A 19,132-nucleotide genomic window follows, 5' to 3' on the forward strand; every position below is an offset into this window, starting at 1 on the left:
AACTCTGCACTGAATGTCGGTCTTGTGTTCTTCATTTCTACCACCTTTTTTCTGGAAGTGAGTCTATCACTTCGTCTATTCAGGTGGCCAAATTCACTATGCCACTACATACATAAGCCAAAATCCACGTATTAGGCTTTCGTATTGAGGTCGCATCAATGCAAAGCCCGATGATGTAAAACCATCAGCGATTAACTTAAGAGAAGATAGGCCATGCTCAAATGACAAAATACCTGATTGAAATGCCATACGCCATTTTAGCTCAGGAACAGCTCCAAGATGTTGTAGTTGCTCTACGTGTTCCGCCATATAATCATACATTTCAAAGCAGCGCGGTAATAGTGTCTCTAATTTTTTGTCGTACACAGCAGTTCCATTATTGTCTCAAACTTAAAAATTAAGCTGAAGTGTTCGAGATAGGTAATCTCGACTTCTGCTAGTCGCTTTTACCATTGCATTTAATCTTTTGAATTATAAGTATGACCTTCCCCCGAAACAATAGACACCTAGCTTGCCGATTTGCGGACGGTAACAGATAGGCAAATTAGTGAGATTGAACGGGCATTAAATGCTAGACCGAGAAAGTGCCTCGGCTTCAGGCAACCTGTTGCGGTATTCAATGAATTACGCAAGGCAGCCTAATTTAGCGAGTGGTGCACTTCGGAGTTGAATTCGCGGCTTGTAGTGGTCGACTAAATTGGCCTCTACGGGTAAATAATTATTTGATGAAAAAAGCGAGCCATTTGGCTCGCTAGTAGGCGTTACAAGTCATCATTTAACCTGTCTGCCCAGTGTTGCTCAGCTTGGTCAAAATATTCATTAGGATAGAGGCCGTATAGTTCCAAAAACTCATGTTTGAACAAGTTACAGAAAGCTCTGATCTCTTCCTTTAGCAAGAGGAGAATGATGTACATGTCAATGCCCTCAAGATATTGGCTAGTGAACTCTGGAAAGTCCTCTAGGATAGACTTGCTTACGCTGATTCCTAAAATTCTTCCAGCTGAATCCCTATGCTGATAGATGTACTGTCCGAAGCTAACTTCGATGGTTCCTTGAACATTCTTTTGCTGCTCAGCAAGCAAAAGAACAGTGCAGTGGTCATCCCAGGGACTTTTTGATTTCCTTTGATACTCTCTAATAAACAGTGACTTGTTGTTGCTCATGGCTTCTCCTAGCTAATGGATGATGTGTCCTCTTCAATAACTAGGTTCGTTAGTGGCATATTATTCAAGCATTGATACAAGAACTCTAAAACAAGTTCGCATTCAATTTCATTTAAGCCATTTTTGCCAAGGTAAGATTCAACCGAGTAGAGTAGAAATTCCTGTTCAGCAAGTAGCCCGAGTTGAACATCGCTGACGGTTTCAAGCTCTATGTTTATCGCCTTATAAAGTTTTTTAATGATGGCTCTTAGGCTGATGAGCTGAAGAGCGATAGTGTTGTTTTTCATAGGTACTCCTTAAAAGATTTAGTGACGACCAGATTTAGCCGCAACACCAAGTAGTATCTGTTTGGGCAAATTTTGGAGCACTAGAATGGTTGCACTGCTGAGGAGGCGTCTAACTCATCTTTCTTGTCAAAATAATTATTTTCATGCAGCTAACGTTAAGGTTGGGCGGGGGGGATTTCCATTTTTATGCGATTTATCTGTTTAAAAGCGGTAGAAAATAAAATCGTATAATAAGGGAAATCAAGCTGTTATAGCTCTAAAATCGGTGGTTTATTTTCTACGGTCTTTTGTTAAGGTGTTGATTTTATTGATTTTGACAGCGGTCTCCAAAACCGATGGTTGCGGGTTCGAGTCCTGCCACCCCTGCCACATTCTAGAAAAGCCGTTCAGAAATGAACGGCTTTTTGCTTTTCTAAGCTTTATCATTTTACTCACCCTCCCTGATTATTTACGTACAGTGACATAGGTAGTGCCAAGGGGTATCCTTATGGAGATGATTTTTGTCGGGAGGCGACTTGGAAAGAAGTGCATATTTAGATGCTATGGGCATTACCCGTTGGGTGGAGAAAGGTGCTGATCTCCCCCTTTATCCGATCTTGGTAGACAGGGGCGCAAGTGTTTCAGCCGAGCACCCTATTATACGCCAAGTGTTGACACTCTTTCCTGAACAGGAAAAGCAGGTGGTCATCAGCGATACCTTGAGCGGTACTAAAGAGGTATTTTGGGATATGCGCAGTGTTAGATTACCTAAGGTGGCCTGTGTCATTAGCTCGGCGCCTTTGGCGGTTTTAGAGCAACAGAGCAAGGCCAAACGTGCTTTGTGGCAGGCGATATGGGAGGCAAACGCCCAATGACATTAGCGCTGAAAACCCTTAATCGAGAACAGGCTCCGCTTTTACATGAGCTGGAGAGCGTCTGTCATCGTTTCCCAATGTCTTTGACCAACCTTGAGACCTGTTTTGGGCGTTTCTACCATGTTATCGGCCTGTTCGATGATGAGGAGCTTATAGGGTTTGCCATTTTGCATCAACTCTTTGAAGATGCCACCTTGATGGATATCTGTGTCAGACCCACTTCTCAGGGACAAGGTTTAGGCAAGCGTCTCACGGAGGCATTAATCGAGCTGGCAGCGACCCAGGGCGCCGAACGTATGATGTTAGAGGTAAGGGCCTCTAATGAGCGGGCTATCGCCTTATATCGCCAAATGGGCTTTGTTGAGACAGGGATGCGCCCTAACTATTACCAGCTGGAACAAGGTAAAGAGGATGCCATCTTGATGGAGCTCTTGTTTTAGATGGCTCTTAGATATAAAAATAGCGCCATTTGGCGCTATTTTTATATAGAGGTAATGCAGAATTACTTAACTTCTTTTCCCTGAGCCTGAAGGTCGGCATGGTAGCTAGAGCGTACCATAGGTCCACAGGCTGCATGGGTAAAGCCAATCTCTTCAGCGAACTCTCTCAGTTCATCAAACTCTGCTGGCGGTACGTAACGTTCAACCGGCAGGTGGAATTTAGAGGGCTGCAGGTATTGACCGAGTGTCAGCATCTCAACATTATGGGCACGTAGGTCACGCAGTACCTCGGCGATCTCTTCGTTGGTTTCGCCCAGTCCCATCATCAAGCCCGATTTGGTCGGAATATGTGGGTGTTGTTCCTTGAATTTCTTCAGCAGATCCAGTGACCATTGGTAGTTTGCCCCTGGTCGCGCCTTACGATAATGCTTAGGTGCGGTTTCCAGATTGTGGTTGAAGACATCGGGTGGCTCGGTAGCCAGGATCTCCAAGGCGGCGTCGATACGGCCCCTGAAGTCGGGCACTAAGATCTCAATCTTGATCTCTGGGTTGAGCTTACGGATCTCGCGGATACAGTCAGCAAAATGCTGTGCACCACCGTCACGCAGATCGTCACGATCCACTGAGGTGATCACCACATACTTAAGCTTCATGTCTTTGATTGTCTGCGCTAGTTTAACCGGCTCTTCTGCATCGGGTTTCAGTGGGCGACCATGGGCCACGTCACAGAAAGGACAGCGGCGGGTACAGATCGCACCCAAGATCATGAAGGTTGCCGTACCATGGTTAAAACACTCAGCCAGGTTAGGGCAAGATGCTTCTTCACAGACAGAGTGCAGACCGTTTTTACGCAGTGCCTGCTTGATGTCGACGATACGCTGATTTGACGCTGGCAGTTTTACTCTCAACCAATCGGGTTTGCGTAGCATGGTTTCGCGCTCGGAAGGCACGACTTTGACCGGAATACGAGATACCTTTTCAGCATCGCGTAGCTTGACTCCAGGTTGTAATCTTTCAGGCCTAGTCATATTAGTCTGTTAACCCTTGATGATGTTCTAGATGTTGATAGCCCAATTCTTGGCTAAAGGTTTGTATCAGTTTTTCGCCAGCTTCTTCGACGCTCTGGGGCCCGTTGAGAGCTTTGCATTGGATCATCTCTAATCCAGCATAGCCGCAGGGGTTGATGCGTTGAAAAGGAGACATATCCATATCGACGTTAAGCGCTAGGCCATGGAAGGAGCAGCCTTTACGTATCCTCAGGCCCAGAGAGGCGATCTTACGCTCATCGACATAGACGCCGGGCGCATCGGCCTTGGGGTAGGCTTGGATATCATATAGGGCGAGCATATTGACGATACTCTGCTCGATATCGGTCACCAGTTGGCGTACGCCTATTTTGAGGCGCTTAATGTCCAGCAGCGGGTAGGCCACCAGTTGCCCTGGGCCGTGGTAGGTCACTTGGCCACCACGGTCGACTTGAATGACGGGAATATCGCCGGGATTAAGAATATGCTCACTCTTACCCGCTTGGCCTTGAGTGAAAACCGGAGGATGTTCTACGATCCAAAGTTCATCTTGGCTGTTTTCATCGCGATTATCGGTATAGTCCTGCATGGCATGCCATACCGATTCGTAATCTTGGCGTCCAAGATGGCGAATATGTAAAACCGTATCTTTCAAGGGCAACCTCTCCCCTCAGGATTAAAGTGCGCTTATTATACGCGCGAAATCAAGAAATGTAAGACAGATCACATTTCGAACTTGGGTGAAGGCGTTTTACAGGACGCGTTTCACCCCTTCGATGGCCGCTAACTCTATGTAGAGCAGTTCGATCTGTTCTTTGCTGTGGACGGTCACCTTGATGGTAATAGAGTGATAGGTGCCTTTACTTGATGCTTTAGAGGTCGGCATATAGTCGCCGGGCACGTGGCGTTGAACCACACTCACTACGTCATCGGCGAGGTTGTCTCTGGCATCACCCACCACTTTGAAAGGGAAGGCGGCTGGGAACTCTAAAAGTTCATGAAATTTGGTGTCTAACATAACGGTATATCTCTTGCCCAATCTAATGGCTATAAAATGGGGGGCATTATACCTAATTCAACCCTCGGAGGCTAAAAACAAAAAAGCCACCCTTAGGTGACTTTTCAATATAGGGGCGTTAACCCCAGCCGTTTTTAGCTAAACCAGCTGGCAAACATCTGCTTAAAGTAGTCCATGAGCTTGCTAAACCAACTACCTTCATTGACCTCTTGCAGGGTAACCAGTGGGAACTGGGCGATATCTTTGCCGTTAAGCTGGAAGTAGATGCGGCCCACGGTTTCGCCTTTGGCGATTGGCGCGGTCAGCTCTTTGTTTAGCTCATAGTTGGCTTCCAGGTTTTTGGCCTGACCACGATTGATGGTAATAGGGGTATCGGTAATAACGCCTAAGTCCACCGACTCTCTGTCGCCATACCAGATCTTCTGCGTCACAAAGCTATCGCCTGCCTTGTAAGGCGTGATCGTTTCGAAGAAGCGGAAACCATAGTTCAGCAGTTTTTTACTTTCAGCCTTACGAGCCGACTCGCTGGCGGTACCCATAACCACAGATACCAAGCGCATGCCATCTTTAGTGGCAGAGGTCACTAGGTTGTAACCGGCTCCTGAAGTGTGGCCCGTCTTGATTCCGTCGACGTTTAGGCTCTTATCCCACAGCAGACCGTTACGGTTATATTGCTTGATGCCGTTAAAGGTAAAAGATTTTTCTGAATAGACGCGGTATTCCTCAGGAACATCGCGGATCAGCGCCGCGCCCAGCAGTGCCATGTCGTAGGCTGTGGTCTTGTGGTTTTCAGAGTCTAAGCCGTGAGAGTTCTCGAAGTAGCTGTCACGCATGCCCAGCTGTTTGGCCCAGGAGTTCATTAGGTCGACAAAGCCATCTTCTGTACCGGCAATGTGCTCGGCCATGGCCACACAGGCATCGTTGCCCGATTGAATGATGATGCCGCGGTTAAGATCGTCTACTGATACCTGCTTACCCACCTCGATAAACATCTTGGAAGAGTCAGGGAAGTTTTTCGACCAGGCGTTCTTGCTGATGGTGACCTTATCTTCAGGTGAGATGTTACCTACCTTGATCTCATGACCTATCACGTAGCTGGTCATCATCTTGGTCAGACTGGCGGGGTTGAGGCTCTCGTAGGCATTCTCTTCGGCGATGATCTGTCCTGAGTTGTAATCCATCAGGATAAAGGCTTTTGCCGCTACCTTGGGTGCATCTGGCGTAACAACGGGTGCCGCGTTGGCCGCCGTGAAGGAGAGTGAGGAGACAAGGAGCAGTGTTTTGAAGCTGTGATTCAATAATTTCATATTTTCAAGGCACGTCTTTTGGTTGAATGCAAAAATTTGGGCGCTATGTCGGGCGAGTATAACATTAGTCGACCACCGAAATCAGTGAAGGTTCCTTAATCTTAAGGAAAAGCTCACTGATTTAGGGTGGTGATGTTATTCGGTCACCAGATAGCTTTGGGGATAACCGTTTTGCTGCAGGGTTTGATGCAGCTGGGCGGCGATCTGTTGGCGGCCTATCGGGCCAAGTTGTAAGCGGTAGAGATTGCCGTTTTGTTGTATGCGGGTCTTAACCTGGTATTGGTCGGCCAAGGTTTGCGCCAGATGATCGATACGCCCTTTATCGGATGAGGCGATCACCTGCACATAGTGAAGTTTGGTATTTTTGAGCGCCGCCAGTGCAACCGACTCTGGGTTTTCGATATAGATCACCTCAAGCTTCACCTTGGCGGTGCCCGTCTTGAGCATATCCAGACGATGAGCGGCGGCGTAGGAGAGATCGATGACACGATTGTCATGGAAAGGACCGCGATCATTTACCCGCACTATGACGGTCTTGTCATTGGCCAGATTCGTCACTTTGACATAGCTGGGCAGCGGCAACGTCTTGTGCGCTGCAGACATGGAGTACATATCATAGGTTTCGCCATTCGAGGTAAGGTGACCATGAAACTTGGCACCGTACCAGGAGGCGATACCTGTCTTCTGATAGCCTTTGCCTGAGTCGAGAACCCGGTAGGTCTTACCCAAGACGGTATACTCTTTACGGTTGCCGCCACGACTATAGGGTTCAAACTTGGGGTGTGCATCCTCCACCTTAGAGACATCGGGTGCATCTTTAGGTGCCAAATCGTCGGCAATCTTATAACGGCTGCCGCTCTGAGATGAACATCCCGCAACGATTAATAGCAGGACTAAGGTCAGTAGGGGGAGGCCTTTACTGGTTCGCATAAGCTTCTTTTAGTTGTTGGCTAAATTGATAAACCGCCATGGCGTAGAGCGGGCTGCGGTTATAGCGGGTGATGACATAAAAGTTGTTCAGTCCCAGCCAGTAATCGTTGCGGTCTTCTTGCACCAGCTCTACCAGGAGCGCTGGTTGCTGCACATCTAAATCGACATTCTGCGCCAGGGCAATGGTTGGCGACAGGATATCGGCCACCTTGTAAGAGAGCTTTTCACCGGACCAGGTCTTTAAGTGGTTAGGCAGCTGGTGCGTGGTCAGCGGTAGGGTAACCAAAGCGCCCTTTTGCCAGCCATGCTGGTGAAAGTAGTTGGCAACACTGCCAATAGCATCGAGCGGATCGCCAAGCAGATCCCGGCGGCCATCACCGCTGAAGTCTACCGCGTAGTGGCGATAGCTCGAGGGAATAAATTGGCCATAACCCATGGCTCCCGCGTAGGAACCTTTGAGTTCGGCGAGCTCCAGGCGTTCCTCTTTGACTAAGGACTGCAACTGCGCCAGCTCTTTGCGGAAGAAGTCGGCGCGGGGCGTGTAGTGAAAGCCTAAGGTGTAAAGGGCGTCGATGACAGGGTAGGTTCCCATGTAGCCACCATAGAAGGTTTCGATCCCGATAATGGCCACTATGATCTCTGGATCTACCTGATAGGTTTTTGCGGCCTTGGCGATCGCCTCATCATAGGTCTGCCAAAAGGTTAGTCCTTTGGCGAGACGCTTGTCGGTCAGAAAGATGGGATGATACTGATACCAGGGCTTAGCCTCCCACGGAGTGGTAATGGCATCGATGACCTTTTGGTTGTACTGGGCGCTGCCAAGAAACTTGTCTATCTCAGCCTGGGTAAAGCCAGCTGCGCGTTGCTTTACGATAAAGTCGGCCTTGAGCTGACTAATATCGCCGTCTTGAGGGATGACTTTGTCATCGGCATGGGCCAGTAAAGTGGCGCTGCCCAGCAGTAGGGACAAAAGAATGCGTGCAACGGGTTTCAAATTGTCTTCCTTTAACGGTCGATGAATCGTCTATGGGTATGTATGCTCATCAAGATGCCGAAACCTGTCATCAGGGTCAACATAGAGGTACCGCCATAACTGATCAGTGGTAAGGGCACGCCAACCACGGGCAGCAATCCAGATACCATGCCGATGTTGACAAAAACATACACAAAGAAGGTTAAAGTAATACTGCCTGCGAGTAAACGGGCAAAACTGGTCTGGGCGCGCGAGGCAATCACCAGACCGCGACCTATCACGTACAGATAGAGACAGAGTAAAATCAGACTGCCTATCAGGCCAAATTCCTCGCCGATCACGGCAAAGATGAAATCTGTGTGACGCTCGGGTAGAAACTCAAGTTGAGACTGAGTACCGTCAAGCCAGCCCTTGCCCCAGAGGCCACCAGAGCCGATGGCGATCTTAGACTGAATGATATGATAGCCGGCGCCCAAGGGATCCTTTTCAGGATCCAGCAGAGTCAGTACCCGGGTGCGTTGGTAATCGTGCATCAGGAAGTACCAGAGCACGGGGAGCATGGCCAGGACGCCACCGATAAAACTGCCGACAATGGCCCAGCTCATGCCTGAAAGAAACAGCACGAAGATCCCTGAGGCCGCTACCAGGATTGAGGTGCCGAGATCGGGCTGTTTGGCGATTAGCAAGGTTGGGACCAGCAAGATCACCCCGGCGCCAGCCAGATAACGTTTCTTCGGTGGTAGGGGATACTTACTGATATACCACGCCATGGTAATAGGAAAGGCCAGCTTTATCAGCTCTGAGGGTTGAAACTCCATGAAGCCCAGGTTGAGCCAGCGCTGCGCACCCTTATTAATCTCACCAAAAAAGTGCACCCCGAGCAGCAGGATCACCCCCGCAATATAGATGGGAAACGCCCAGCGTTTGAGTACTTCGGGATTGATCTGCGCCACGAACAACATGATCCCCAAGGAGAGCCCCATACGGGTCAGCTGACGCTCCATCAGTGCCATATCTTCACCGCCTGCTGAATAGATGACAAACAAGCCAAAACACATGAGTGCCAGCAGGCCCAGGAGCAGTGGCAGGTCGAGATGCATCCGCTGCCAGATATTGGGGCGATGACTATGGGCGTTCATTGTGAGGGCTCCCGGCGGTTTCTATGGGCAGGTTATCGCGTAGAATATATTCATCTAACAGGGCGCGGGCGACAGGGCCTGCGTTTGCGCCGCCCCAACCAGCGTTTTCTAACACCACGGCTAGCACGATACGCGGCGCCTCATAGGGGGCGTAGGCAACAATTAGGGCGTTATCTCTTAAATGTTCATCGATGGTTTCGGCGTCATACTTCTCATCTTCCGCCACGCTAAATACCTGGGCGGTACCTGTCTTCATGGCTGCCGTATATCCGGCATCCACAAAGCGTGACTTGTGGGCGGTATCTTTCATTGCCTCGTTGATGATATCCCAGTTATTGGGGTTTTTCAGTTCAACGGGCGGCATCCTATCTACCGGCGTGTCGACCTTTACGGTATCGTTTTTGATCGATTTCAGCAGGTGCGGCACAAAACGCTCACCCTTATTGGCCATGATGGCGGTAGCGTTGGCCAGTTGCAGCGGCGTGGTGGTCCAGTATCCCTGGCCAATTCCCACAGAGATAGTGTCGCCGATATACCAAGGCTGATTGTACTTGAGGCGCTTCCAATCCTTAGAAGGCATATTACCGGCCGATTCTTCAAAGATATCGACCCCTGTTCGCTCGCCAAAGCCAAACTGCTGCATGAAGTTACTGATCTTGTCTATACCTGTCTTGTAAGCCAGATCATAGAAATAGGTGTCGCAGGAATGCACCAAGGCGCCGTTAACATCGACCCAGCCATGACCCCAGCGTTTCCAGTCTCGGTATTTGCGTTCTACGCCGGGGATCTGCCAAAAGCCAGGATCCCAGACCCGAGTTTTAGGGGTTACCGCCTTATCTTCCAGGCCCAGCAGTGCCATATGGGGTTTGACCGTTGATGCCGGGGCATATTGCCCTTGGGTCGCGCGGTTGATCAGTGGGCGTGAGCGTGCATTAAGCAGATCGCTATAGGCCTTAGAGCTGATGCCGTGAACGAACTGGTTGGGGTCGTAAGTGGGGCTAGATACCATGGCCAGGATACCACCATCGCGCGGATCCATGGCCACGATGGAGCCTCTACGTCCGGCAAGGAGTTCCATTGCCTTCTTCTGCAACTGGAGATCCAATGTCAGGTAGATATCCTGTCCCGGCTCTGGTGCTACCGACTTGAGGGTGCGAATGGTTCTGCCGCGGTTGTTGACCTCTTCTTCAAGATGCCCAGGCATGCCATGAAGTAAGGTTTCATAAAATTTTTCAATGCCTTGCTTGCCGATATCCTTGGTGGCTGCATAGTTTGGCCACTGGCCATTACTCTGTAGCGCCGCCTGATCTCGGTTGTTGATGCGGCCGACATAACCCAGTACGTGGGTTAAAAGACCATCGTAAGGGTAGTGACGCTTAAGGCCTGCATCGATAGAGAAGCCAGGGAACCTGTGTTGATTGACACTAAATATGGCAACTTCATCTTCCGATAGACGGTTTTTCACAGTGATCGGTTTGAAGCGGCGATGGAATTTGAGTGACGACAATAGGCTTTCCCGCTCATCTTTGCTGATGGCGATCACTTCGCTCAAGGCATCTAAGGTGGCGGGAATGTCTTTAACCTTTTCAGGGATCAACTCAAGCGAATAGAAAGGCTGGTTCTCGGCCAGTAGCTGGCCATGTCTGTCATAGATCAGACCACGACTGGGCGCCACAGGAACGACGCGAATACGGTTGTCGTTGGAACGGGTCTCATAATCTTTATACGACAGGATCTGCAGATGATATAGGTTGGTGAGCAATATGCTCAGTAGCACCACCACACAACCAAAGGTAAAGATAGCCCGGCGTTTGAATAGCGAGGCTTCGGCAGCATGGTCATGCATGGCCATCCGTTTGCGTGGCGCCAATTATACTCTCTCCGGCAGTATGTTGGTTGTCACTATCATTGTCTATCCCTTGATTGACTCGAGTGTCGCGCTAAGCGCTACTCTCTATGATACGGGTGGTTGTTGTTGATGCTCCAGGCACGATACAGGCTTTCGGCTACTAAGACACGTACCAGTGGGTGTGGCAGCGTCAAGGCCGACAGACACCAGCTTTGGCTTGCTGCTTGTTTGCAGGCGGGGGCCAGTCCCTCTGGCCCGCCGATCAGCAGGCTTACATCGCGGCCATCGAGTTGCCAGCGGTTGAGCTGAGTGGCCAGCTCTGGCGTAGTCCAGTTTTTGCCGGGCAGATCCAGGCTGACGATATGGTTCCCCTTGGGGATAGCCGCCAGCATCTGTTCGCCCTCTTTTTGCAAGATACGGGCGATATCGGCGTTCTTACCGCGTTTTCCCGCTGGGATTTCGATCAGCTCGAAGGCCATGTCCCGGGGGAAACGGCGTTGGTACTCTTCGAAACCTTTGGTGACCCAGTCGGGCATACGCGTGCCCACGGCAACGAGTTGTAACTTCATTAAGCCGGCTTTTCAGACCACAGCTTTTCAAGCTGATAGAAATCACGGGTTTTGTCTTGCATGACGTGAACGATCACATCGCCCAGATCAACCAGTACCCATTCGCTGCTATCACGGCCTTCAACGCCATGGATATGCAGATTAGCACGCTTGGCTTCTAGTACCACGTTTTCGGCGATAGCCTTAACGTGTGTTTTAGAAGTACCAGAACAGACCACCATATAATCGGTGACATTAGATTTGTCGGTGACTTCTAGCACTACGACATCTTTGGCTTTTAAATCTTCGACTTTGTCGACTACAAACTGTTTAAGCTCGGCGCTTTGCACGCTAATTTCCTCATTCATTTTTAACAGCGAGGCAGTATAACAGGTTATCCCTTCAAAGTAATTGCTAATAGTGCCCGCCTTGCGGGCTGGCGCGCCATAAATGCTAGCGATTTATATCACCTTTAAAGGCTTGTTAACGCGAGGTTAGCGGTAGAGTCGATGGGCGTCGATATAGTCGATGACGGCTTGGGGAATAGCGTTAGGGGCTGGCGCATGTTGGCGCAGTTGCTGACGGATCTCTGTAGAGGAATAGGGCTGAGGCGTGATGGTGACCGGAAAGATGAGTCCACTGAACTGCTCGGTCGTTGCGGCATTATCCAGAGCAGGTTTATCAGCGCTGCGCTCACTGAGCAGCTGCGCCATTTGCGGCGCATCTGCCAGGCTCCAACCGGGGCGCTGACACACGGCGATATGGCAAAGCTCAAGCAGCTGCTGCCAGCGATACCAGCTGGGCAAAGTCACAAAGGAGTCCATCCCCATGATAAACACCAGTTGATCTTGAGGGTGAGCCAGCCTTAGCTGGGTCAGGGTGTCGACCGAGTAGGAGGGCGTGTTGCGTTTTGCCTCAATGTCGCAAAGCTTAAGCTGTGGGTATTGCTGGCACACCAATTGAGCCATGGCGAGGCGATGGCGCGTTGCCGTGCGGGTCTCAGATTTGTGAGGCGGTATATGGTTGGGCATCAACCAGACTTCATCGAGCCCCAGCGCCTGCTGGACTTCCAGCAGAGGCTTGATATGGCCGTAATGTATCGGGTCGAAGGTGCCCCCCAGCAAGCCTATTTTCATGTTAGCTCAGCTCGATATGACTCAGGTGAGCGTGGGCCTTAGGATCGTACAAGAGGCAGAGGTGGCTCATGGCCGTCCAATCTTCATCCCCTTGCTGTTTGAGCTTAAGCTCAGTCTTAGAGGCGCAGGCGAGCAGGGTCTCTATTTGACTCAGGCTCAGACGCGATAGCGCGCCCTGGTAGAGCCCTTTACGTTTATCCCAGATCCTGAACTTACTCCAAAGGCTTTGCAGTGGTGTACCAGCCTCCATGGCCTGCTTGAGCTGCAGCAGGGTGGTGAGCTCTTTGAATTGTCCCCAAAGCAGTATGGGGAGTGCAGTGCCTTCGGCTTGCAGCTGGGCCAGGATGTGCTGGGCCTTTTCTTGTTGGTTGGCCAGCAAGCAATCCGCCAGTTGAAATACGCTAAAACGGGATTGATCTTCAAAGTAGCTCTGCAGTTGTTCGCTGGTGATCTGCTGATGTGGACTCAGTAGTTGCAGCAGTTGTATGGCTTGATCCGCCGCTAGCAGGTTACCCTCATACAGAGATTGCAGCAGTTGCTGAGCATCAGGGGATAGGTTTAACCCCGCGGCGCGGATCCGCCCCTGCAGCCAGCGCTGGAACTGCGGTCCCTCAGGTGTTGCGCAGGGGATATAAATGCCCTTGTCGTCGAGTTGTTTAAACCATTTTGATTTGGTTTGTTCACTGGCCAACTTGGGACCCGTGACGATCAGTAGCAGATCGGGATTGTCCTGCTGCATCAGGCTTTGTAGCTGGCTGCTGCCTTCGCTACCGGGTTTGGCCTGGGGCAGGTGCAGTTCTATGATGCGTCGACTGGCGAACAGGCTCATGGTATTCCATTCATCCTGCAATTCACGCCAGTTGAATCCCGTCTCTTGGGTGAGCACAATACGCTCCTCGAACCCTTCTCGCTTGGCTTGGGCCAAGATAGCCTGCTTGCTGGTATCACACAGCCAGGGATCGTCACCAAAGATAAGGTAACAAGGCTTTAGCGGTGAGAGCTGCTTGGCGAGTTGATCCGGGTAGACGCGCATCAGTTGGTCTCGATGGACGCCAAGATCTGTAAGATCTGGTCAGCGGCTTGAATGCGCATCTCTTTGACTAAGAGCTCCATTTCACGGCTCTTTGCCAGGGCGGTGCGGGGATCGTCCAGGTAGTCGCGATGGATATCCACATCGAAGGCCTTGGCTTCGCGCTCTGGGTACTGCACCGCGAAACGCACATGGTAATTCAGCTCATATTCGGCCACGTTGCCCGTAGGGTAAAGTGACAGTGTGCTTCTGTCTAACGAGTCGCTGATGATGCGTACGCTTGGTACGCTGGCATCTCCTTCGACCACACTGATGTTATTAAGACGCAAACGCTCACGCACCAGGCGGGTAAGCTCGCTATATTCATCCTGACTGGTCAGGTTGAGGGTCTTAAGATCATCTGGGATCGAATAACTGCGCTGAAGTTTAAAACCGCATCCGGCGCTCAAGAGTACCGAAAGGGCCAAGATTGCAAAACATAAGCGTTTAATGAGCATAGGCTAAGCCATCTATTTCCATAATTGATAAGACTCGGCCACCCAAGGTGGCCGAGTAGAGAGGGCGATTAGTTTGCTACGATATTGAGTAGCTTACCTGGTACGTAAATCACTTTACGAACCGTCTTGCCTTCAGTGTGTTTGAGTACGCCTTCTTCTGCCATACCTGCCGCCTCAACCGTTTCCTTATCGGCATCGGCTGCTACGGTGATCTTGGCGCGCAGCTTACCGTTCACCTGTACGATGATCAGCTTGCTGTCCTCCACCAAGGCTGACTCGTCAACGTCTGGCCAAAGCACGTTCTCGATGGCCTCTTCGTGACCCAGTGCCTGCCAAAGCTCGAAGCTGGTGTGCGGAATGATAGGGTAGAGCAGACGGACTACGGCGCACAGGGCTTCCTGCATTAGGGCTCTATCTTGCTCGCTTTCCATCGGCGCCTTCTGTAGACGGTTCATCAGCTCCATCACAGAGGCGATGGCGGTGTTGAACATTTGACGACGCTCGATATCGTCGCCCACTTTAGCGATGGTCTTGTGCAGCTCACGGCGAAGCTCTTTTTGAGCGCTGTCGAGAGAGGCTAGATCCAGTGCGACGGTTGGGCCTTTTGACACATGGTCGTGCGCCAGTTTCCACAGACGCTTGATGAAGCGGTGAGCCCCTTCAACGCTTGACTCTTGCCATTCCAGTGTCAGTTCTGGTGGCGAGGCAAACATCATGAACAGACGCACAGTATCAGCGCCGTACTTGTCTACCATCTCTTGTGGATCGATACCATTGTTCTTCGACTTAGACATCTTGCTCATGCCGGTGTAAACCAGTTCATGACCCTGACTGTCAACGGCCTTAACGATACGGCCTTTGTCATCGGTTTCGGTGACCTTGGCATCGTTTGGCGATACCCAGACGCGCGCACCCTTCTCATCTGTGTAGTAGAAGGCATCAGCCAATACCATGCCCTGGGTCAGCAGGCGCTTGGCAGGCTCATCGCTGTTTACCAGGCCTATGTCGCGCAGTAGCTTGTGGAAGAAACGGAAGTAAAGCAGGTGCATACAGGCGTGCTCGATACCACCGATATATTGATCCACTGGCAGCCAGTAGTTGGCCTTGGCTGGATCCAGCATCTGGTCTGCCTTAGGGCTACAGTAGCGGGCATAGTACCAAGATGACTCCATGAAGGTGTCGAAGGTATCAGTCTCTCTGAAAGCTTCTTGACCGTTCACCTGCGTCTTGGCCCACTCTTTGTCGGCCTTGATTGGGCTTTGGATACCGTCCATGACCACATCTTCAGGCAGGATAACGGGCAGCTGATCTTCTGGCGTTGGCATCACAGTGCCATCGGCTAGAGTCACCATAGGAATTGGCGCGCCCCAGTAACGCTGACGTGACACACCCCAGTCGCGCAGACGATAGTTCACCTGACGCTTACCTTTGCCTTCACTGGTCAGTTTGGCGTCGATGGCATCAAATGCCGCTTGGAAGTCTAAATCATCGAATTCGCCAGAGTTAAATAGGATCCCCTTCTCTGTGTAGGCTTCTTCGCTGATATCCAGCTCGCCGTCCACAGGCTTGATCACGCCCTCAATAGGCAGACCATACTTAGTGGCAAATTCGTAGTCGCGCTGATCGTGACCCGGTACCGACATCACGGCGCCCGTGCCATAGTTCATCAGGACGAAGTTGGCGGCCCAGATAGGCACTAGCTTACCAGTGAGCGGATGAATCGCCTTAAGGCCAGTATCGACACCTTTCTTCTCCATGGCGGCCATGGCGGCTTCTGTGGTGTCGGCGCTCTTGCACTCTTCGATAAAGTCGGCCAGTACAGGGTTGTTTGCCGCTGCTTGCTCAGCTAACGGATGACCCGCGGCGATCGCCACATAGGTTACGCCCATAACAGTGTCGGGACGAGTGGTGTAGATGTCGAAGCTCTGATCGCTACCTTCAACCTGGAAGGTCATCTCGATACCTTCGCTGCGGCCAATCCAGTTGCGCTGCATGGTCTTGACCTGCTCAGGCCATTCGTCCAGTTGGTCGATATCGTTTAGCAGTTCTTCGGCGTAGTCGGTGATCTTAATGAACCACTGAGGGATCTCTTTTTGCACCACTTGAGTATCACAGCGCCAGCAGCAACCATCTTGAACCTGTTCGTTGGCCAGTACGGTTTCATCGTTTGGACACCAGTTGACCGAGGCAGTCTTCTTGTAGACCAAGCCCTTCTCGTAAAGCTTAGTGAAGAACCACTGTTCCCAACGGTAATATTCTGGGGTGCAGGTGGCGATCTCACGGCTCCAGTCGTAGCCAAAACCCAGCATCTTGAGCTGGTTTTTCATGTAGTCGATGTTTTCATAGGTCCAAGGCGCTGGGGCGGTCTTGTTGTTGATTGCTGCGTTTTCAGCAGGTAGACCGAAAGAGTCCCAACCTATGGGTTGTAATACGTTTTTTCCTTGCAGGCGCTGGTAACGCGCAACGACATCGCCTATGGTGTAGTTACGGACATGGCCCATATGCAGTCGGCCTGAAGGGTATGGAAACATAGAGAGGCAGTAAAACTTCTCTTTGCTTTCGTCCTCGGTAACTTCAAATGTTTTAGTGTCTTGCCAGTGCTGCTGCACCTTAGCTTCAATCTCTGAAGGTAGATATTGCTCTTGCATTGATGATTCCCGGCCATGCCGCTTATTTATTTGATCTTGCGCATCTTGCGCGCGAGTTAGATCTGCATAGAATAAACTAGAAGTGAGTCATTAAAAAGGTTCGCATGAAGGAGTATTGAACATGAGCAAAAGAAGTACCGAGTTGCTATCGTTATACGAGGCCCTGTTTGATCAGGTGAAATCGGATTTCTCTGAAGATAACTCAATGACTGCAAAGGAATTATATAAAGTCGTTACTGCGAGCAAGGAGTTCTTGCTACTCAAGAAGCAGGCCAAGGAAGAGGAGCTTGCTTTGGTGGAAGAATTTTTAAAGCGTGATATCGGCAGCTTCCTTGCCGAGAAAAACGCTAAAGATCTCAGCCACAGTCCTACTGTTATCGCCGCGGAGAACACTTTGTGGCACTGGTTGAGTGAGATCACTGACAGGAGCCAGGTTGAGTGGCATGAGGTGACCCAAGACTTCAAACATCACGGTTATTACCAAAGTGGTGAGATTGTGGGTCAGGGCACTATGGTCTGCACAGACTGCGGTCATGAGATGCGCATCGAGTTTCCTGGTGTGATCCCTGAGTGTCCCGAGTGCGATGGCAGCCAGTTTACCCGTGAGGCTCTCGCTCCCTAAATAGGAGCTTCTTAAATACTAGCCCTTAACTAGGTGCCGATAGAGATTGCCAGTGTTATTAAAAAATCCCCGCTAAGGCGGGGATTTTTGTTTGTTGTGGGCTTGCTTATCTAAGTTGCAGACGTCTTATCACGGCGCCAATTAACACTAGAGTGCACAGAAGCAGAAGCGGCGTCTGACCCCATCGGGCAAATCCTGTCATCCCTGCCACTAGCGGCACCTCAGCCTTAAGTACTCCGGTTTCAAACTGGGGTAAACTATGGGTTATCTTGCCTTGGGTATCGACGATTGCCGTGACCCCGTTATTAGTGGCTCTTAGCAAAGGTCTACCTAATTCGATGGCGCGCATCTGGGCGATCTGCATATGTTGCAAGGGGCCATTGGAGCGGCCAAACCAGGCATCGTTGGAGACGGTAAGTAGTAGCTCTGTCCCTGCGTTGACGTTGGCTCTGAGCTGCTCGGGGAAGGCGATTTCATAGCAGATGGCAGGTGCTATCTGATGTCCCACAGCGCTCAGGTTCGGCTGCTTAAAATCGCCTCTGGCGAAAGAGGACATGGGCAGGTTAAAGAAGGGCGCCAGTGGCCTGAGTAGATCTTCAAGGGGCACAAACTCGCCGATGGGCAGCAGATGATGCTTACGGAATTCGTTATTGCCATCGCCGCTATAATCGGCGCTTTTCTGTTGTCGCTGCTGGTGGTTGCCTAGGACAATCAGCGAGTTATAGAAGCTATTTTGCTGCTTGCTGATAATGCCAGTGATGATGGCACTATCGTTCAGGCCCGCAACCTTGTTAGCGTTATCGAGAAACTCTTCGACCATATATTCGGGCGCAGGAATCGCCGCCTCCGGCCAGATAAACAGATCTGTGTCCGCCAGCGAAGGCCGTGAAAGATCCATATATTTCAGCATGGTTGGCCAAAGCGCTTCTGGTTGCCACTTCATGCTTTGAGCGATATTGCCTTGCACAAGGGCGACCTTTACCGATTTACCCGTAGGCGTAATGCCAGACCAGTGACCGCTGGCATAACTGCCGCTACCGGCAAGGATTGAGATGAGGATGAGAGGCGTAAACCTGACTGCGAGTTTGTGACCCGGCCTTGCCGCGATAACCAGAGCACCAGAGAGCATCACCAGCAATAAGCTAAGGCCTAATGCGCCTATGTTGCTGGCCAGTGGCGCCAATGGACCACTGGTTTGACTGTATCCTGCCCAGATCCAGGGGAACCCGGTCAGCACCCAGCCTCTAGCCCATTCCATTAACACCCAAGAGGCGGGAAAGACGGCAAGATAGCGTAACCAATATGAATGAGGGGATAACTTGGCGCTGAGATAACCGGCAAGCGCGGGGTAGATCGCCAAGTAGAGCGCCAACATTGCCATCAGACCGAGGGAGGCAATAAGTGGGAGGCCACCGTAGACGTCCATGCTGACATGGACCCAACTGATGCCGATAGAGAAACAGCCAAAACCAAAACTTAGCCAGTAGCCAAATGCCTGTTTAGGGGCAAGTGAATGACTGTGACCAAGGGCGAAAGCGAGTGCCAGCAGATAGATGGGCCAGTAACCATAAGGGGCGAAGGCCAGTGCGGTACTGGCACCCGCCAGATAGGCGAGTACCAGCCGTATTACAGGATGATGGGCAATTGCCCTAAGTCGTAGCAGCAT

Annotated in this window: 21 protein-coding genes and 1 pseudogene; 4 read left to right on the plus strand and 18 right to left on the minus strand. The window is 50.9% G+C overall.

What is annotated here, in order from left to right; all coding sequences use genetic code 11:
- Window positions 1–96 precede the first annotated feature (96 nt).
- On the minus strand, window positions 97–366 hold the full coding sequence (locus L2712_RS15630) for a DUF6988 family protein (RefSeq protein ID WP_248978328.1): 270 nt from the start codon (window positions 364–366) through the stop codon (window positions 97–99).
- 150 nt (window positions 367–516) lie between these two features.
- On the opposite strand from L2712_RS15630, the pseudogene L2712_RS15635 reads away from it, so the two are divergent.
- Window positions 517–642: pseudogene (locus L2712_RS15635) on the plus strand (IS30 family transposase); the annotation flags it as partial.
- Window positions 643–761: 119 nt separating this feature from the next.
- Here L2712_RS15635 and L2712_RS15640 read toward each other — a convergent pair.
- Together L2712_RS15640 and L2712_RS15645 are read right to left on the minus strand one after the other, a co-directional pair.
- Window positions 762–1,163, minus strand: a complete 402-nt coding sequence (locus L2712_RS15640; RefSeq protein ID WP_248978329.1) for a hypothetical protein — start codon at window positions 1,161–1,163, stop codon at window positions 762–764.
- Window positions 1,164–1,171: 8 nt separating this feature from the next.
- Complete coding sequence (locus L2712_RS15645; protein ID WP_248978330.1) at window positions 1,172–1,450, minus strand: hypothetical protein; 279 nt, start codon at window positions 1,448–1,450, stop codon at window positions 1,172–1,174.
- A gap of 515 nt (window positions 1,451–1,965) precedes the next feature.
- Here L2712_RS15645 and L2712_RS15650 point away from each other — a divergent pair.
- Complete coding sequence (locus L2712_RS15650) at window positions 1,966–2,304, plus strand: DNA polymerase III subunit psi (RefSeq protein ID WP_157704941.1); 339 nt, start codon at window positions 1,966–1,968, stop codon at window positions 2,302–2,304.
- Window positions 2,301–2,744, plus strand: coding sequence for a ribosomal protein S18-alanine N-acetyltransferase (gene rimI / locus L2712_RS15655; protein WP_248978331.1), 444 nt, complete (start codon window positions 2,301–2,303; stop codon window positions 2,742–2,744). The genes L2712_RS15650 and rimI overlap by 4 nt, the downstream gene beginning before the upstream one ends.
- A gap of 62 nt (window positions 2,745–2,806) precedes the next feature.
- Here rimI and lipA read toward each other — a convergent pair whose 3' ends face one another.
- From lipA to leuS, 14 genes are all read right to left on the minus strand, one after another.
- Window positions 2,807–3,772, minus strand: a complete 966-nt coding sequence (gene lipA / locus L2712_RS15660) for a lipoyl synthase (protein ID WP_033537316.1) — start codon at window positions 3,770–3,772, stop codon at window positions 2,807–2,809.
- Window position 3,773: 1 nt separating this feature from the next.
- Complete coding sequence (gene lipB / locus L2712_RS15665) at window positions 3,774–4,424, minus strand: lipoyl(octanoyl) transferase LipB (protein ID WP_033537317.1); 651 nt, start codon at window positions 4,422–4,424, stop codon at window positions 3,774–3,776.
- Between the two features lie 96 nt (window positions 4,425–4,520).
- Window positions 4,521–4,787: a DUF493 family protein YbeD gene (gene ybeD, locus L2712_RS15670; RefSeq protein WP_248978332.1), complete on the minus strand. Its 267-nt coding sequence runs from the start codon at window positions 4,785–4,787 to the stop codon at window positions 4,521–4,523.
- Window positions 4,788–4,921: 134 nt separating this feature from the next.
- Window positions 4,922–6,094, minus strand: coding sequence for a serine hydrolase (locus L2712_RS15675; RefSeq protein ID WP_033537319.1), 1,173 nt, complete (start codon window positions 6,092–6,094; stop codon window positions 4,922–4,924).
- A gap of 135 nt (window positions 6,095–6,229) precedes the next feature.
- Window positions 6,230–7,024 (minus strand): septal ring lytic transglycosylase RlpA family protein, encoded by a 795-nt coding sequence (locus L2712_RS15680; RefSeq protein WP_033537320.1) that lies wholly within the window; start codon window positions 7,022–7,024, stop codon window positions 6,230–6,232.
- Window positions 7,011–7,964 carry a lytic murein transglycosylase B gene (gene mltB / locus L2712_RS15685; RefSeq protein ID WP_248978402.1) on the minus strand — a complete coding sequence of 318 codons (954 nt, stop codon included), beginning with the start codon at window positions 7,962–7,964 and terminating at the stop codon, window positions 7,011–7,013. The genes L2712_RS15680 and mltB overlap by 14 nt, the downstream gene beginning before the upstream one ends.
- A gap of 65 nt (window positions 7,965–8,029) precedes the next feature.
- Window positions 8,030–9,136 carry a rod shape-determining protein RodA gene (gene rodA / locus L2712_RS15690; protein ID WP_033537322.1) on the minus strand — a complete coding sequence of 369 codons (1,107 nt, stop codon included), beginning with the start codon at window positions 9,134–9,136 and terminating at the stop codon, window positions 8,030–8,032.
- Window positions 9,123–11,006, minus strand: a complete 1,884-nt coding sequence (gene mrdA, locus L2712_RS15695) for a penicillin-binding protein 2 (protein ID WP_033537323.1) — start codon at window positions 11,004–11,006, stop codon at window positions 9,123–9,125. The genes rodA and mrdA overlap by 14 nt, the downstream gene beginning before the upstream one ends.
- Window positions 11,007–11,083: 77 nt before the next feature.
- The gene (gene rlmH / locus L2712_RS15700; RefSeq protein WP_033537324.1) at window positions 11,084–11,554 is read right to left on the minus strand and encodes a 23S rRNA (pseudouridine(1915)-N(3))-methyltransferase RlmH; all 471 of its coding nucleotides are present in this window, start codon (window positions 11,552–11,554) and stop codon (window positions 11,084–11,086) included.
- Window positions 11,554–11,883 (minus strand): ribosome silencing factor, encoded by a 330-nt coding sequence (gene rsfS, locus L2712_RS15705; RefSeq protein ID WP_033537740.1) that lies wholly within the window; start codon window positions 11,881–11,883, stop codon window positions 11,554–11,556. Before rsfS ends, rlmH begins: the two co-directional genes overlap by 1 nt.
- Before the next feature lie 144 nt (window positions 11,884–12,027).
- On the minus strand, window positions 12,028–12,669 hold the full coding sequence (nadD, locus tag L2712_RS15710) for a nicotinate-nucleotide adenylyltransferase (RefSeq protein WP_248978333.1): 642 nt from the start codon (window positions 12,667–12,669) through the stop codon (window positions 12,028–12,030).
- Window position 12,670: 1 nt separating this feature from the next.
- On the minus strand, window positions 12,671–13,702 hold the full coding sequence (gene holA, locus L2712_RS15715) for a DNA polymerase III subunit delta (RefSeq protein WP_033537326.1): 1,032 nt from the start codon (window positions 13,700–13,702) through the stop codon (window positions 12,671–12,673).
- Window positions 13,702–14,196, minus strand: coding sequence for an LPS-assembly lipoprotein LptE (locus L2712_RS15720; RefSeq protein ID WP_088904053.1), 495 nt, complete (start codon window positions 14,194–14,196; stop codon window positions 13,702–13,704). The genes holA and L2712_RS15720 overlap by 1 nt, the downstream gene beginning before the upstream one ends.
- A gap of 68 nt (window positions 14,197–14,264) precedes the next feature.
- On the minus strand, window positions 14,265–16,844 hold the full coding sequence (gene leuS / locus L2712_RS15725; RefSeq protein ID WP_248978334.1) for a leucine--tRNA ligase: 2,580 nt from the start codon (window positions 16,842–16,844) through the stop codon (window positions 14,265–14,267).
- Between the two features lie 121 nt (window positions 16,845–16,965).
- Between leuS and L2712_RS15730 the strand changes: the two genes are divergently transcribed.
- Entirely contained in the window at window positions 16,966–17,466 is a 501-nt protein-coding gene (locus L2712_RS15730; RefSeq protein WP_248978335.1) for a zinc ribbon-containing protein, read from the plus strand.
- Window positions 17,467–17,572: 106 nt separating this feature from the next.
- Here the strand turns inward: L2712_RS15730 and lnt are convergent, their stop codons facing one another.
- Entirely contained in the window at window positions 17,573–19,132 is a 1,560-nt protein-coding gene (gene lnt / locus L2712_RS15735) for an apolipoprotein N-acyltransferase (protein ID WP_248978336.1), read from the minus strand.

Source organism: Shewanella marisflavi (assembly GCF_023283925.1).
GTDB classification, from domain to species: domain Bacteria; phylum Pseudomonadota; class Gammaproteobacteria; order Enterobacterales; family Shewanellaceae; genus Shewanella; species Shewanella marisflavi.